At 54.8% G+C, this 15,017-nt stretch carries 17 protein-coding genes; 9 read left to right on the forward strand and 8 right to left on the reverse strand.

Annotation, left to right across the window (positions count from 1 at the left end; translation table 11 throughout):
- The first annotated feature begins 252 nt into the window (after window positions 1-252).
- Entirely contained in the window at window positions 253-2,373 is a 2,121-nt protein-coding gene (locus tag ACNAU7_RS06720; RefSeq protein WP_416301682.1) for an AsmA family protein, read from the forward strand.
- A 63-nt stretch (window positions 2,374-2,436) separates the two neighbouring features.
- On the opposite strand, the gene ubiD is transcribed toward ACNAU7_RS06720, so the two are convergent.
- From ubiD to ACNAU7_RS06755, 7 genes are all read right to left on the reverse strand, one after another.
- Window positions 2,437-3,915: a 4-hydroxy-3-polyprenylbenzoate decarboxylase gene (gene ubiD, locus ACNAU7_RS06725; protein WP_416301684.1), complete on the reverse strand. Its 1,479-nt coding sequence runs from the start codon at window positions 3,913-3,915 to the stop codon at window positions 2,437-2,439.
- 29 nt (window positions 3,916-3,944) lie between these two features.
- Complete coding sequence (locus ACNAU7_RS06730) at window positions 3,945-4,460, reverse strand: DUF2199 domain-containing protein (protein WP_416301686.1); 516 nt, start codon at window positions 4,458-4,460, stop codon at window positions 3,945-3,947.
- Between the two features lie 6 nt (window positions 4,461-4,466).
- The gene (locus ACNAU7_RS06735) at window positions 4,467-5,012 is read right to left on the reverse strand and encodes a hypothetical protein (RefSeq protein ID WP_416301688.1); all 546 of its coding nucleotides are present in this window, start codon (window positions 5,010-5,012) and stop codon (window positions 4,467-4,469) included.
- A 74-nt stretch (window positions 5,013-5,086) separates the two neighbouring features.
- Entirely contained in the window at window positions 5,087-5,332 is a 246-nt protein-coding gene (locus tag ACNAU7_RS06740) for an acyl carrier protein (protein WP_416301691.1), read from the reverse strand.
- Between the two features lie 11 nt (window positions 5,333-5,343).
- Entirely contained in the window at window positions 5,344-5,604 is a 261-nt protein-coding gene (locus ACNAU7_RS06745) for a phosphopantetheine-binding protein (RefSeq protein ID WP_003750043.1), read from the reverse strand.
- Window positions 5,601-6,359 carry a lysophospholipid acyltransferase family protein gene (locus tag ACNAU7_RS06750; RefSeq protein WP_416301694.1) on the reverse strand — a complete coding sequence of 253 codons (759 nt, stop codon included), beginning with the start codon at window positions 6,357-6,359 and terminating at the stop codon, window positions 5,601-5,603. The genes ACNAU7_RS06745 and ACNAU7_RS06750 overlap by 4 nt, the downstream gene beginning before the upstream one ends.
- Window positions 6,352-7,107 (reverse strand): beta-ketoacyl synthase chain length factor, encoded by a 756-nt coding sequence (locus ACNAU7_RS06755; RefSeq protein WP_416301696.1) that lies wholly within the window; start codon window positions 7,105-7,107, stop codon window positions 6,352-6,354. The genes ACNAU7_RS06750 and ACNAU7_RS06755 overlap by 8 nt, the downstream gene beginning before the upstream one ends.
- A gap of 153 nt (window positions 7,108-7,260) precedes the next feature.
- On the opposite strand from ACNAU7_RS06755, the gene ACNAU7_RS06760 reads away from it, so the two are divergent.
- From ACNAU7_RS06760 to ACNAU7_RS06770, 3 genes are read left to right on the forward strand one after another with little or no spacing between them, the layout of a single operon-like run.
- Window positions 7,261-7,785 (forward strand): thioester dehydrase, encoded by a 525-nt coding sequence (locus ACNAU7_RS06760; RefSeq protein WP_019272667.1) that lies wholly within the window; start codon window positions 7,261-7,263, stop codon window positions 7,783-7,785.
- Window positions 7,786-7,822: 37 nt separating this feature from the next.
- Entirely contained in the window at window positions 7,823-8,551 is a 729-nt protein-coding gene (fabG, locus tag ACNAU7_RS06765) for a 3-oxoacyl-ACP reductase FabG (protein WP_416301698.1), read from the forward strand.
- Entirely contained in the window at window positions 8,545-9,783 is a 1,239-nt protein-coding gene (locus ACNAU7_RS06770; protein WP_416301700.1) for a beta-ketoacyl-ACP synthase, read from the forward strand. The genes fabG and ACNAU7_RS06770 overlap by 7 nt, the downstream gene beginning before the upstream one ends.
- Window positions 9,784-9,844: 61 nt before the next feature.
- Here the strand turns inward: ACNAU7_RS06770 and ACNAU7_RS06775 are convergent, their stop codons facing one another.
- Window positions 9,845-10,477: a 4'-phosphopantetheinyl transferase family protein gene (locus ACNAU7_RS06775; RefSeq protein WP_416301702.1), complete on the reverse strand. Its 633-nt coding sequence runs from the start codon at window positions 10,475-10,477 to the stop codon at window positions 9,845-9,847.
- A 29-nt stretch (window positions 10,478-10,506) separates the two neighbouring features.
- Here ACNAU7_RS06775 and ACNAU7_RS06780 point away from each other — a divergent pair, with 29 nt between their 5' ends.
- From ACNAU7_RS06780 to ACNAU7_RS06800, 5 genes are read left to right on the forward strand one after another with little or no spacing between them, the layout of a single operon-like run.
- A complete protein-coding gene (locus ACNAU7_RS06780; protein WP_416301704.1) occupies window positions 10,507-12,222 on the forward strand; it encodes an AMP-binding protein in 1,716 nt (571 codons plus the stop codon).
- Window positions 12,223-12,270: 48 nt separating this feature from the next.
- Window positions 12,271-12,996: a glycosyltransferase family 2 protein gene (locus ACNAU7_RS06785; protein WP_416301706.1), complete on the forward strand. Its 726-nt coding sequence runs from the start codon at window positions 12,271-12,273 to the stop codon at window positions 12,994-12,996.
- A complete protein-coding gene (locus ACNAU7_RS06790; protein WP_416301775.1) occupies window positions 12,993-13,922 on the forward strand; it encodes a glycosyl transferase family 2 in 930 nt (309 codons plus the stop codon). The genes ACNAU7_RS06785 and ACNAU7_RS06790 overlap by 4 nt, the downstream gene beginning before the upstream one ends.
- Window positions 13,922-14,362, forward strand: a complete 441-nt coding sequence (locus ACNAU7_RS06795) for an acyl-CoA thioesterase (protein WP_304677731.1) — start codon at window positions 13,922-13,924, stop codon at window positions 14,360-14,362. Before ACNAU7_RS06790 ends, ACNAU7_RS06795 begins: the two co-directional genes overlap by 1 nt.
- Before the next feature lie 60 nt (window positions 14,363-14,422).
- Window positions 14,423-15,016, forward strand: coding sequence for an outer membrane lipoprotein carrier protein LolA (locus ACNAU7_RS06800; RefSeq protein ID WP_416301709.1), 594 nt, complete (start codon window positions 14,423-14,425; stop codon window positions 15,014-15,016).
- Window position 15,017 lies beyond the last annotated feature (1 nt).

Below are 15,017 nucleotides of genomic sequence, written 5' to 3' on the forward strand. Positions count from 1 at the left end.
CAAATTATATGCCGTCCGAACAAAACTTGTCCATTTCAGACGGCATCGGTATTTCAAAAAAGCATCTTGCAGAATCCGCCTCCGTATGAAACATACACTGCCCCTGCAAACGCGGCAACACCCGCGATACCTGATCCGGCGGTATGCCTGCTTATGGGCATTACCCCTTTAATGCAAGATAATCCGCCCGCACAAAATAGGATTTCTACAAGCCGTGTTATACTGTGGCATGTTTTACAGACTTTTCAGGCTATGGATTTATTATCGGTCTTCCACAAATACCGTCTGAAATATGCAGTAGCGGTGCTGACGATGCTGCTTTTGGCGGTAGTCGGGCTGCACGCGTCCGTGTACCGCATCTTCACGCCTGAAAACATCCGAAGCCGCCTCCAACAAAGCATTGCCCATACGCACCGGAAAATTTCGTTTGATGCAGACATTCAGCGCAGGCTTCTGCCCCGGCCGACCGTCATCCTGAAAAACCTGACCATTACCGAACCCGGCAGCGACCGGACTGCCGTTTCCGTCAAAGAAACCAAAATCGGATTGGGCTGGAAAAATCTGTGGTCGGATCAGATACAGATTGAAAAATGGGTGGTTTCGGGTGCGGAACTTGCCCTGACGCGCGACGAGAAAGGCGTTTGGAACATCCAAGACCTGATCGACAACCCAAAACGCAAAGCCTCGGTAAACCGCATCATTATCGAAAACAGCACCGTCCGCCTCAACTTCCTGCAAGAGCGGTTTACCCTGAAGGAAGTCCGCCTCAACCTGCAATCCCCCGTTTCATCGGGACAACAGTTTGAAAGTTCGGGCATACTGACAAGCGAAAACCTGTCTGCCTCATGGAAAAGCAAAGGGCTTTTCATTTCAGACGGCATCAATCCGCCCGAAATCTCACCGTTCCATTTCGAAGCCGAGACCGCCCTAAACGGGCACGGCATTACCGTTTCCACCACCGGCAACCCCACTATCCGTTTTAACGACGGCGGACCGGATGCGGCCAACCTCAGCCTGCGTGCCGACACCGCCTTCCACAACCTCCACCTGACCGCCCAAATCCCAACGCTGGCACTCAGGAACAACAGCATTAAAATTGAAACCGTCAACGGGACATTTACCGCTACCGCCGACGGCGGGAACTCCCAATGGGGCGGATCGTTCAAACTCGATAAGGCCAAACTTCACCCCGGTATCGGCAACATCGGCAACGCCGAAATCTCCGGCAACGTCAAAACACCCCGCCTTCAAACCAACTTTTCCCTCGGCTCGCCATTGGTTTGGAACCGGAATAACGGTCTGGAGGCACCGCGCCTGCATGTATCAACCCTTCAGGATACCGTCAACCGCCTGCCGCAACCCCGTTTCATCAGTCGGCTCGACGGTTCGATGTCCATAAAAAACCTTCATCAGTGGCATGCCGAACTCAACGGTTCGTTCGACCGCCAAACCGTTGCCGCGAAATTCAGATACACACATGAAGACGCACCGCACCTGGAAGCCGCCGTCGCACTGCAAAAATTGAACCTGACCCCCTATCTTGACGACGTGCGGCAACAAAACGGCAAAATATTTCCCGACACCCTCGGCAGGCTGTCCGGAGATATCGAGGCTCACCTTAAAATCGGCAATGTCCAACTTCCCGGCCTGCAACTGGACGATATGGAGACCTACCTCCACGCCGACAAAGGCCATATTGCGCTCAGCCGTTTCAAGTCAGGGCTTTACGGCGGCCATACCGAAGGCGGCATCAGCATCGCCAACACCCGTCCCGCCACTTACCGCCTGCAACAAAATGCAAGCAACATCCAAATCCAACCGCTGCTGCAAGACCTGTTCGGCTTCCACAGCTTCAGCGGCAACGGCGATGCGGTCATCGACCTGACCGCGAGTGGCGAAACCCGAAAAGAGCTTATCCGCTCGCTTCAGGGCAGCCTGTCGCTGAATATTTCCAACGGCGCATGGCACGGTATCGACATGGACAATATCCTGAAAAACGGCATTTCGGGCAAAACTGCCGACAATGCCGTACCCAGCACACCCTTCCACCGATTCACGCTCAACAGCGAAATTTCAGACGGCATCAGCCGCCACATCGATACCGAACTCTTCTCCGACAGCCTCTATGTTATCAGCAACGGCTATACCAATCTGGATACGCAGGAATTGTCTGAAGATGTCCTTATCCGCAACGCCGTCCATCCGAAAAACAAACCGATTCCCCTGAAAATCACCGGTACGGTGGACAAGCCGTCCATTACCGTCGATTACGGCAGGCTGACCGGCGGCATCAATTCGCGCAAAGAGAAACAGAAAATCCTCGAAGACACCCTGCTGGAACAATGGCAGTGGCTCAAACCTAAAGAACCGTAAATACCCTGCGTACAAAAATGCCGTCTGAAACACATTAAGCTTCAGACGGCATTACCGTAAAACCTACAACCCCAATTCCCCCCAAATCTCATCAATCTTAGCCGTAACCGCAGGGTCTTTTTTAATCACCCGTCCCCATTCACGGTCGGTTTCGCCCGGCCACTTGTTGGTCGCATCCAAACCCATTTTGCCGCCGAGTCCGCTGACGGGGCTGGCGAAGTCGAGATAATCGATGGGCGTGTTTTCTACCAAAACAGTGTCGCGTACGGGGTCCATGCGCGTGGTTACTGCCCAGATGACTTCTTTCCAGTCGCGCACGTTCACATCGTCATCCACCACGATGATGAATTTGGTGTACATAAACTGGCGCAGGAACGACCAGCAGCCCATCATCACGCGCTTGGCGTGTCCGGCGTACTGTTTTTTCATACTGACCACCGCCATGCGGTAGGAGCAGCCTTCGGGCGGCAGATAAAAATCGGTGATTTCTGGGAACTGCTTTTGCAAGAGCGGTACGAACACTTCGTTCAACGCCACGCCCAAAACGGCGGGTTCATCAGGCGGTTTGCCTGTGTAGGTGGAATGGTAAATCGGGTTTTCACGCATGGTGATGCGTTCGACCGTAAACACAGGGAAATGATCCTGCTCGTTGTAATAGCCGGTGTGGTCGCCGTATGGACCTTCCAACGCGGTTTCGTTCGGATGGATCACGCCTTCCAGCACAATTTCGGCTCGTGCAGGCACTTGCAAATCATTGCCGATACATTTCACCAGCTCCGTCCGCGAACCGCGCAGCAATCCGGCAAACTGGTATTCGCTCAAGGTATCGGGAACAGGCGTTACCGCGCCCAAAATGGTGGCGGGGTCGCAGCCGAGTACGACGGCGACAGGATACGGCGTATCGGGATTGAGTTTGCGGAATTCCTGATAATCCAACGCGCCGCCGCGATGCGATAGCCAGCGCATAATCAGCTTGTTTCTGCCGATTAATTGCTGGCGGTAAATGCCGAGATTTTGGCGTTTTTTGTGCGGTCCGCGCGTAACGGTCAGGCCCCACGTTACCAGCGGCGCAACGTCTTCCGGCCAGCAATGCTGAATCGGAAGTTGGTATAAATCAACGTCCTCGCCTTCCCACACGATTTCCTGACACGGCGCGTTTTTCACCACGTTCGGCGCCATGCTCCAAATATCTTTCAGCAGCGGCAGTTTGGAAAACGCGTCTTTGATGCCTTTGGGCGGTTCCGGTTCTTTCAGATACGCCAGCGTCTGCCCGATTTCGCGCAACTTGGACACACTGTCCGCACCCATACCCAGCGCCACGCGTTCGGGCGTACCAAACAGATTCGCCAACACGGGATAATCATAACGCGTACCGTCAGGCTTAATCGGGTTTTCAAACAACAACGCCGGCCCTTCGGCGCGCAGCACGCTGTCGGCGATTTCGGTCATTTCCAAATGCGGCGACACCGGATGCTGAATGCGCTTGAGTTTGCCTTGCTGCTCGAGCATGGTGATGAAGTCGCGTAGGTCTTTGTATTTCATATTTATCCTTTTTGTCCTTTTTATCCTTTTTATCCTGAACAATCCGATTCGGATACCGCCCCTATCCTTGCCTGCGCTTCGGCATATTCTATGCCGTGATAAAAGTCGCGTACCAGCGGATGTCCGCCGCCTTGATGGAGTTGTAGCAAAGGACGTTGACCATCGGGTTGGGTAACGACATTGCAATGCAAACCGAAGGTGTCGGTTTCATAAGGGGGCAGCCGGTTGCAGATCATACCGAAATAAACGGCGTTTTCCGGATTGTCGTAAAAGCGGCTTTGATAGTCGTTAAAACTCTTTTCGCTGACGGATACCCACACGCCGTATTCCAGCGTTTCCTGATGCCCGATAATCGGAATCGGCAGCACCGCGCGGATAAAGCGGTCGGTTTGGTCGGGATAGCGGATGATGCAGAAATCACCGTTACACTCAGCTTGGTAGATGCTACGTTCGTCCTCGCTAAACTCATTATAGGGATCGGGGGTGATAAAGCCGATTGCGGGCATCTCTTCATGGTTTTCGCCGCAGGAAGTGCAAGTGTACATAAGGTTTCAGACTTTCAAAACGAGTTTGCGGTAAAGCCATTCGCCGGCAAACAGCATCCCCATCAATACATAGGCAATCACGCCTGTATAAACCGCCCACCAATCATATCGCCCCAACCGGGCCAACAAAGCGGCAAGCGTCCCGTTGATTATAAAAAATACGCACCAAACCTGCGTTACCCGGCGGGTATAGCGCACGGCTTTTTCAGGCAGGTCGGGCTGTTGCAGCCGCGCGAGCCTTTCTATGACCGTCTGTTTGGCAAACAGGCTTCCGCCGAACACCGCCAACATCATCAGATTGACGAGGACGGGATACCAATACATCGAATCATGCCGCCCGAACACCAATACTGCGGCAAAAAACAGTGTAATAAACAAAGCCGCATAACGCTGTTGGGGCAGTTTGGCAGTCAGGGCGCGCAGCAACCACAATCCGCACATCGCCGCCGCCAGCCAGACAAACCAGCCCGCCTCCCTGCCGTAATACCACAAAGCCGGATAGGCAATGCTTAATACGGTCAGAAAAATATGTCCGAAAAAACCGGGTTTCATTTTGAATCCGCACAAATGTTTTCAGACGGCATCCGATAAAAACATGCCGTCTGAAAAATAATCAGAGATGCCGCCTACCCCGCCTGAATCTTCAATACCGCCTGTACCACGTCGTTGACGGTGCGGACATTGCGGAAATCTTCGGCCTGCAGCTTGCGGCCGGTTTCACGCTTGATGCGGTCGATCAGGTCGATGGCATCGATGCTGTCGATTTCCAAATCTTCGTAAAGGTTGGTATCGGGCGTAACCCGTTCTGGTTCGATTTCAAACAACTCGGTCAGGGTATCGCTCAACAACCGGTAGATTTCTTGTTCGGTCATATGTTTCATCCTTATGCTTGGCGGCTTTTGACAAAGGCGGCGAGTGTTTTGACATTGGCAAAATGTTCGCGCAAGTTCTCCTGCTCGCCGTCCAATCGGAAACCGAAATGTTTTTGCACCGCCAAGCCCAATTCCAGCGCATCGACGGAATCCAGTCCCAGCCCTTCGTCGCCGAACAGCGCGTCTTCGCTGCCGATGTCGGCGGCGGTTATATCCTCCAAAGCCAAACTGTCGATAATCAGTTGTTTGATTTGGTTTTCCAAGTCGTTCATATGGTTTTCCTTGTAAAATAGTCCTGCAGATATTCATTCAGCCGCCGCGCCGCAATCGGCAACGGTTTCTCGGCGAGCCAGTCTTGGGGGAGGATGTCGTCTCCGACGGTAATTTCATACCGTATCCTTTTCGGGGGGATGCGGTACCACGGCTGCCCCTTTTTAAAATTGGGCGGATTCATTTTGATACATACGGGCGTAATCACTTCGGCATAGCGCAGTCCCAAAGAAACCGCGCCCCGGTGCATTTTTACCCGTCCGTCCCAGCCCGTCCTCGTTCCTTCGGGGAACACCAGCAGGCTCTGCCCGCTGTCAAAAACCGCCTTTACCGTTTCCAGCATTGCTTCCGACTCTTCGTTCGGAATATAGCCCGCACCTTTAATCTGGCTGCTCATTGCCGGATTGTGCTGCAAATCTTTTTTCACGATGCAGTTCATTTCGGGCACATGGCCGACAAGCAGCACCACATCCAGCAAAGACGGATGGTTTGCCAAAATCAACTGTCCCGGGCGGTTGAGTTTTTCAACACCCTTGAACGCTACATCCAACACGCCCGACCATTTCAGATAAGCAACGAACAAACGCCAAGATGTTCCGATAATCCGGCGCGCCGCCAATTGGCGGGCGACAGACCCTGAAGTGCCGTTCAAAGTATAAGGCAGCAAAACCAATTTCATCATAATGCCGCCGACACCGAAAATCACAAATCCTAACCAAGTCGCAAAAAAACGGCGGCAATAATCCAATTTATCCATTCCGCTGCCACAGCCATTCACGATTGCGATATACCCGGCGGCATTCCCGACTGCCGTTCAGCAGAAAGCGCACCCATTCCAAACCGCTCCAATATGCCTCGGGCAGCATACCGGCTTCAGACGGCATATCGTCCAAAGCAGACAAAGTCAGACTGTAACGCGTCCCTTTGGTCAGGACCATCGCCAAAGCATAAGCAAACGGAGCGCGAGTCGCCGATACGGCATATCCTTCCGGCAGCGGATCGTCCGCCACCAAAACCAAAACCGACCCGAATCCCTCTTCCAACAGGGACACCGCTTCTACCAAAGCTGTCTCCACACCGTCGGCACACACGGCCAATGCCGTCTGCTCACTCATATCCTGCCTCAATATCGACCATTGCCCCGCCGTCGCATTGTGCACCGACAAACCGAACGAAGTCGGTGAAACGGTTTGCGATTTCAACAGTTCCAACCACAAATCGAAACTACGCGCCATTTCCCCATCGTGCGAGGCATAAACTACCGGACTGCCGGGATGGGCGGAGACAATGTCCCAAGCCGCGTCGCATACCAAACGCGCCGCCTTACTCAAACGGCGGCGCTGTATAGCGGGCAGGAACGGCAATTCCGGCCTGACATCGGGCAAACCGTCGGCAAAATCCGGACATTCCGCCCATTTTGCCCACTGCGCCATATCGCGCATTTTGCTGCCCGAAACCCGCCAGTCGGCGATGTCGAAGTGGAACCGGCAAATAATCGGCGGCATAGTTTCTTTCAAAAATTTACACTGTGCCGCATTCTAACCAAAGCCCATTCCCCTGACAATGCCGAAATTCAAACGCATCCACGCCATTTTCTCCGACAACGCCGCCCCTCGGCAAACCGCCAGAATTAGCCTGAATTTACATTTATCATTATAATGCCCGTATTTGCCAGCCTGCCGCCGCAATATATGGACACACTGCCAGAATGCCCGATTACCGACACCGCCTCCCTGCTGCCGCACAGCGGGCGTATGGTTCTGATAGACCGCATTACCCGATACGGTGATGATTTTGTCGAAGCAGGGGCGCAGATAAAACCCGACCACATCCTGCTGGCCGGCGGCATACTGCCCTACACGGCATTTATCGAACTGATGGCACAGGCTGTCGGCGCGTATGCCGGCATCCAAGCCCGAAAAAACGCGCAACCGGTTCGGCTCGGCTTCCTGCTCGGCACGCGCAAACTTGAAATCTTCGCCCAATCCGTCCCTGTCGGCACGCATCTGCTGGCAACGGCGCATATGTCTATTCAGGATGCCGGGGGAATGGGCGTGTTCGACTGCGAACTGCGTTGGACAGACGCGCCGGAAACTTCGTCCGGAACACTCCCTTCAGACGGCATTTTGGCGCGCGCCTCACTCAACGTGTACAGCCCCGAACACCCTGTCAAAACAACTTAATGCCGTCTGAACAGGCACACACATACGGAGAACAACGATGACCGAAACCGTCCTGATTACCGGCTCCAACAGGGGCATAGGCAAAGCCGCCGCACTCGGTTTGGCGGAAGACGGCTATGATATCGCCGTCCACTGCCGCAGCCGCCGCGACGAAGCCGAAGCCGTAGCGGAAGAAATCCGCGCTTTGGGCAGAAATGCGCGCGTGTTGCAGTTTGACGTGTCCGACCGCGAAGCCTGCCGCGAGATTCTGACCACCGACATCGAAGCGAACGGCGCGTATTACGGCGTAGTGTTAAACGCCGGACTGACGCGCGACAACGCCTTCCCCGCGTTTTCAGACGACGATTGGGATGTGGTGCTGCGGACTAATTTGGACGGTTTTTACAATGTATTGCATCCGCTAGTTATGCCGATGATACGCCGCCGCAAAGCCGGACGGATTGTGTGTATGGCATCGGTGTCTGGTCTGACGGGCAACCGCGGGCAGGTCAATTACAGCGCGTCAAAAGCGGGCATTATCGGCGCGGCAAAAGCTTTGGCGGTTGAGTTGGCAAAACGCAAAATTACCGTCAACTGCGTGGCACCAGGTTTAATCGATACAGAGATTGTCGATGAAAATGTACCCGTCGAAGAAATCTTAAAGGCTGTCCCTGCCGCGCGTATGGGGCTGCCGGAAGAAGTGGCGCACGCGGTGCGTTTCCTGATGGATGAAAAAGCGGCGTACATCACGCGCCAGGTGATTGCGGTGAACGGAGGTTTGTGTTGAATACCAGAAGGGTCGCAGTAACAGGCATAGGCGGCATTACCGCCTTCGGCCGGGATTGGCAAAGCATACAGGCAGCATTCAAAGCCGAAAAAAACGCCGTCAAATATATGGATTGGCGCGAACGTTTCCCCGAATTGGAAGCGCAACTGGGTGCGCCGATTGAAAATTACGCGCCGCCGAAACATTGGACGCGCAAGCAGCTCAGAAGTATGGGGCGCGTGTCGTATTTGTGCGTCGATGCGGCGGAGCAGGCTTTGACGGATGCCGGTTTGCTCGGAGACGAAAGTATTACCGACGGACGGATGGGCGTTGCCTGCGGCTCTTCCAGCGGCAGCACCAAAGACATCGGCGATGTGGGCGAATTGTTGCTAACCGGCACGTCGCGCAACTTCAGTGCCAACACCTATGTGCGTATGATGCCGCACACCACCGCCGCCAATATCGGCATCTTTTTCGGGCTGAAAGGGCGCATCATCCCGACATCGAGCGCGTGTTCGTCCGGCAGCCAAGGCATAGGTTATGCCTACGAAGCCATCAAATACGGGCTGACCGATATGATGCTGGCGGGCGGCGGCGAAGAATTTTGCCCGTCCGAAGTGTATGTTTTCGACTCGCTTTATGCCGCCAGCCGCCGCAACGGAGAACCGGAAAAAACCCCGCGCCCATACGACGTAAACCGCGACGGTCTGGTCATCGGAGAAGGCGCGGGGATTTTCGTATTGGAAGAATTGGAACACGCCAAACGGCGCGGTGCGAAAATTTACGCCGAACTCGTCGGCTACGGTGCCAACAGCGACGGCAGCCACGTTACCCAGCCGCAAAAAGAAACTATGCAGAAATGTATGGAACTCGCGCTGCAGGACGCGGGCATCACGCCTGACAAAATCGGTTATGTGAACGGGCACGGCACAGCAACCGAAAAAGGCGACATCGCCGAAACGCTGGCGACTGAAGCCGTGTTCGGATTTGTGCCCATCAGTTCGCAAAAAAGCTATTTGGGACACACGCTCGGCGCGTGCGGCGCGCTGGAAGCGTGGTTCTCGATTGAAATGATGAACGGCGGCTGGTTCGCCCCGACCCTGAACTTGAACGACATCGATCCGCGCTGCGGCAAGGCGGACTATATTTTAAGCGGCGGCCGTGAAATCGAAACGGATTATGTGATGAGCAACAATTTCGCCTTTGGCGGCGTGAACACTTCACTGGTGTTCAAACGTTGGAAAAACGGATAAAGCCGCACAATCCGATTACATCATATTGATTTAAAACGGAATAAAACAACAAACTGCCCTTTCAGACTTCCTTGCCGCCTATCCGCTCGATATGGCAAACCGTCCGGACGGCATCCGTTCCGCAATATTGCCACGCCAATTCGGCAGCACCGCGCCACACGCAGGCGACAACCGCGTCGCCGCACCAGATTGCGCTGACGGCGTGCCAACCGGCCCCGCCATCCGCACGCAAGCCGCAAACTACCGAACCGTCGGTCAGATAACCGACTTTCGCCATATCTTGCGGAAAACCCAAACCGCAGGCTTTAAGCAGTGCTTCCTTAATGCACCACAGGCGGTAAAAAGCCTCTGCCTGCCAACCGGAACGTGCCAAAAAAACCCGTTCTTCAGGGGAACAAACCCATTCGGCAAGTGCCTGAAAATTGCGCGGACGGACCGTTTCAATATCGACACCGCAAACCGTGCCGCCGCCGCAGACCAAAACCGCCGCCCGCCCTTTGCTGTGCGAAAGCGAACATATCTTGCCGCCCTGCTGCTTCAGGAAGCGGCTGACCCGCCAATCTGTCCGCCCTGCCAATTTCGGCGCACGCAGCAAACGTGCCCTGTCCGCATCATCCAGACAGGATTCCCGATAGGCGGCAGCCGCCGACGCATCGGCAAGGCGGCACTGCAATACTGTTTTATCATCCGGCACGACACCCTCCGTTCTGCCATTTGGAATATATGACCCGAATGTTTGACATCAACTTCTCCGACAATACGCCGATTGCCCTCGACCCGCTATGGACCCGCGCCGATTTTATACGCACGGTACACACCCTGTCGTTAAAATTAAAGCAAAACAACATCCGTTCGGCGGCATTGTGGTTTGACGATGCCGCGCTGTTCGCAGCCGCATTGCTTGCCGTTTGGCGCAGTGGCGGCAAAGCCCTGCTGCTGCCGAATACCGCACCCGGAAACCTGACTTGGGCGAAATCCGCACAAATCCTGCTGACCGACACCGATATTGTTTCAGACGGCATCCGCGTTTGGCAAATGCCGGAATCTTGCGGCGGTATGCCGTCTGAAAGCCGCATACCGAAAACATTGGACATCCCGCCCGAATCAGAAGTGCATTTGCGTACATCAGGCTCCGGCGGGGAAGCCAAAACAATCGTCAAAACCGCCGCGCAAATCGAATCGGAAGCCCGCGCGCTGGCTGCGGCAATCCCATTCGGACGCGGCAAAACCGCCGTCCTCGGCAGCGTATCGCCGCAACATATGTACGGACTGACCTTCCGCTTCGCGCTTCCGCTGCTGATGGGGTGGGCGATGATCCGCAGGCAAAACGCCTATCCCGAACTGCTGCTGTCGGCAAGCCTGAACGTGCCGTCCGATTATCAAAATGTCTGGATTGCCAGCCCCGCCCTGCTCAACCGTTTCGGCGAAAATCGGGATTGGGCGGCGTTAAACGGAAGGATAGACGGCATCGTTTCCGCAGGCGGGGAACTCCCACCGGAAACCGCCGCCCTGTTGGAACAATATGCGGTACGCCCTTATGAAGTTTACGGCAGTACGGAAACCGGCATCATTGCATCCCGCCAAAAACAGACCTTATGGCAACCGTTTCCCGATGTTGCCGTCCGCAATACTGGCAAATCGGCGGAAATCTCTTCGCCGTGGACAAACGGCGTGCAATACATTGCCGATTGCATCGAAACCCACGAAGACGGTTTTGCCCTGCTGGGCAGGCAGGACAGGATAATCAAACTGGCAGACAAACGCATTTCGCTCAACCAAATCGAACACGAATTGCTGAAACACCCTTGGATTGCCGACGCACATTGCACCCTGCATCCGGAACACGGACGCATTGCCGTTTGGGCGGCACTCGATACGGAAGGCATCACGGCGTGGCTGGAACAGGGGCGCACCGCCGTTATCGCCGCACTCAAGCAACACCTTGCCCAAACGCAAGACACGGCTGCCCTGCCGCGCTACTGGCGTTTTACAGACCGTCTGCCGCGCAACGGACAAGGGAAAATTACCGCAGCGGATTTTCAGACGGCATTGGCAGAACCCGCCGTGCCGCAATGGCACACCTTGCCGCCCGAAGGAAACCGGTTGCGCTATCAAACCCGCGTACCGCCGGATTTGCCCTATTTCGGCGGACATTTTTCCACCTTCCCACTCGTCCCCGGCGCAGTCGAATTGGAATGGGTACGCCGGCTTGCCGCACGGCACCCTTTCGGCAGGCAAAACATTATCCGCATCGAAAACCTGAAATACCAACAGTTTATCCGCCCGTATGACGACATTTCCGTAGAACTCGGATACGATGCCGATAAAAACAAACTGTCATTTAAAATCCAAAAACAGGATGCCGCCTGCGCCTCGGGGAAACTGGTATTCGACACGCCGCAGGACGGCCCCAACCCAACCGCAAGGGAAGAACGATGAACTGCCTTCGCAAAGGCAATAAGATTACCGCCTTACCTTGATATAAATATGAACATCCTCGCCCTCATCCCCCATTACAACCACCCGACAACCGTCGGCACGGTCGCGCGCGGCCTGCGCGCCTGCGGTTTGGACGTGTTGGTCGTGGACGACTGCTCCCGCCCCGACTGCATACCCGTTTTAGAAAATCTGGCTTCAGACGGCATCCGCGTCATCCGCCGCACAAGCAACGGCGGCAAAGGCGCGGCAGTACGCACAGGTTTCGAGGCGGCGGCGGAGCTTGGATACAGCCACGTCCTGCAAATCGATGCCGACGGCCAACACTGTTTGGACGATGTGCCGAAGTTCGTCCGTGCCGCGCAACTCAATCCCGAAGCCCTCATCTGCGGTCAGCCGCAATACGGCGGCGACGCGCCCAAATCCCGATTGTACGGGCGCAAAATTACCGACTTTTGGAATATGGTCCATACCTGGTCGTCCGATATTAAAGACGGTATGTGCGGCTTCCGCCTTTATCCGTTGCCGCCTGCGTTGGCGGTCATACGCGGAGAATACATCGGCAACCGTATGGACTTCGACATCGAAATCCTGATCCGGCTATATTGGCGCGGCATCAAAACCGTTTGGATACCCACGCCCGTCCGTTACGCCGCAGACGGCATTTCCCACTTCCGCGCCCTTGCCGACAACATCCTTATCAGCCAAATGCACACACGGCTGTTTTTCGGTATGCTCAAATGGCGTTGGCGCATCTTGAAAGGCGCATTCCGATGAACGGCGCATCCCGACACTGGGCGGAACAAAACGAACGCGGCAACCGCCTGTTCCTCAAGCTGACGGTGGTGATTGTCCGTTATCTGCCCCCTTTTTTAATGAGACCGTGTATTTGGTTCGTCGTCCTATATTTTTACCTGACCTCGCCCCAGGCGCGGAAAAACCTCCATACCTACCAAAACCGCCTGCGGCATACCTTTCCCGACGCTATGCTGTCTGAAAACCGCATATTCGCGCAGTTTTTGGCATTCGGCGAAGCCGTTTGCGACCGGTTTGCCGTATGGCAGCGCAAAATACGTTACGAAGACTTGATTATCGAAGACCCCGACAACCTGACCGCCGCCATGTATCAAAACGGGCGCGGGCAGATTTTTGCCTGTTCGCACCTGGGCAATACGGAAATCTGCCGCGCACTGGTTTCCCACCACCGGAATTTCAAACTCAACGTCCTCGTACACAGCCGCCACGCACAAATGTTCAACGAAGCCCTGCAACAGGCGGGAGCGGACAAAATCCAACTGATACAGGTAAGCGACTTGGACGCATCGTTGATGATGACGCTTAACCGGCGCATTGAAGCAGGGGAATGGTTGGCAATCGCCGCCGACCGCATTCCCGTCCGGGGCGAAAAAACCGTAACCGTCGATTTTTTGCAACACCGTACCGAAATACCCCAAGGGGCGTGGATTCTGGCATCGCTGCTGAAAACCAAGGTCAACGCGCTGTTTTGCATCAAACAGGACGGACGCTACCGCCTGAAACTTCGCCCTATGACCGACACATCGGATTGGACGCGGGTGGAACGCACGCAAAAAATCAAAGAATCCGCGCAACATTTCGCCCGCATTTTAGAAGAAGAATGCCGTCTGAATCCGCTGCAATGGTTCAATTTTTACGACTTTTGGCACACGGAGCACCATCCCTGATGAACAAAAAACACATTTTCTGCCGCCACAGCCACATCATCCAAGTCCCATTTTTCGATGTCGATCCGATGCAAATCGTCTGGCACGGCAACTACGTCAAATACCTCGAAGTCGCACGCTGCGCCTTCCTTGAAAGCATAGGCTACGGCTACGATGAAATGGGGCGGCTCGGCTTCGGCTGGCCCATCGTCAAAATGGACTTGAAATACATACGCCCCGCACGGTTCGGACAAACCATCCGCATCGATATGGCCATCGTCGAAATCGACACTTGCCTGCGTATCGACTACACTTTGTCCGATGAGCAAACCGGCGAAAAACTGACCCGCGCATCGACCACGCAGGCGGCAGTATCCTTGGAAACCGGAGAAACACAGTTCCAAACGCCGGAAAGCTGGCTCGAAGCCATACGGAGTCATCCGACTTTTCAAGCCGCATAAGCCCTGCCGCCCGCTTTCAGACGGCATTTTTACCCATTATTGCCACACCGACAGACAACCATGAAAAAATACCTGCTTGCCGCACTCCTTGCCGCAACCGCCCTTTCCGCCTCAGCATTTTCCACTGCCGAACTGACCCGGATACTGCAAAAACCCGAAAACATCCAAGGCAGCTTTATCCAATACCGCCATCTGAAATCCCTATCCAAACCGATGGCTGCAACCGGAAAATTCGTACTGATGCCCAAACGCGGACTGCTCTGGCAGATGCAAAAACCGTTTGCCGCCACCCTGCGCGTCCGTTCAGACGGCATCAGCCAATGGAACGGCAAAGGCTGGATAATGCCCGACACCGGAAAAATGCCCGGACAAAGCAGGCAAATCAAACTCTTTCTCGACCTGATCGGCGGCGATACGCAAGGGCTGGAAAAACAGTTCGATCTGAAACTCGAAGGGTCGGCGCAAAAATGGACGCTGCAACTCACACCGAAAACACTGGTGATGAAACAAATCTTCAACCATATCGACATCAGCGGGGACAGCGTCGTACGCCGCATCGAACTGCACGAAAAACAAGGGGACAAAACCGATATGCAGTTTAACGGCATCACCATCGGCAACCCGCCGGACAAGTTTGCCGAACAATCACTCTGAC

Origin of the sequence: Neisseria sp. LACPHL-SPEC-2024-00856 (assembly GCF_047915665.1) — a bacterium.
GTDB classification, from domain to species: Bacteria; Pseudomonadota; Gammaproteobacteria; order Burkholderiales; family Neisseriaceae; genus Neisseria; species Neisseria polysaccharea.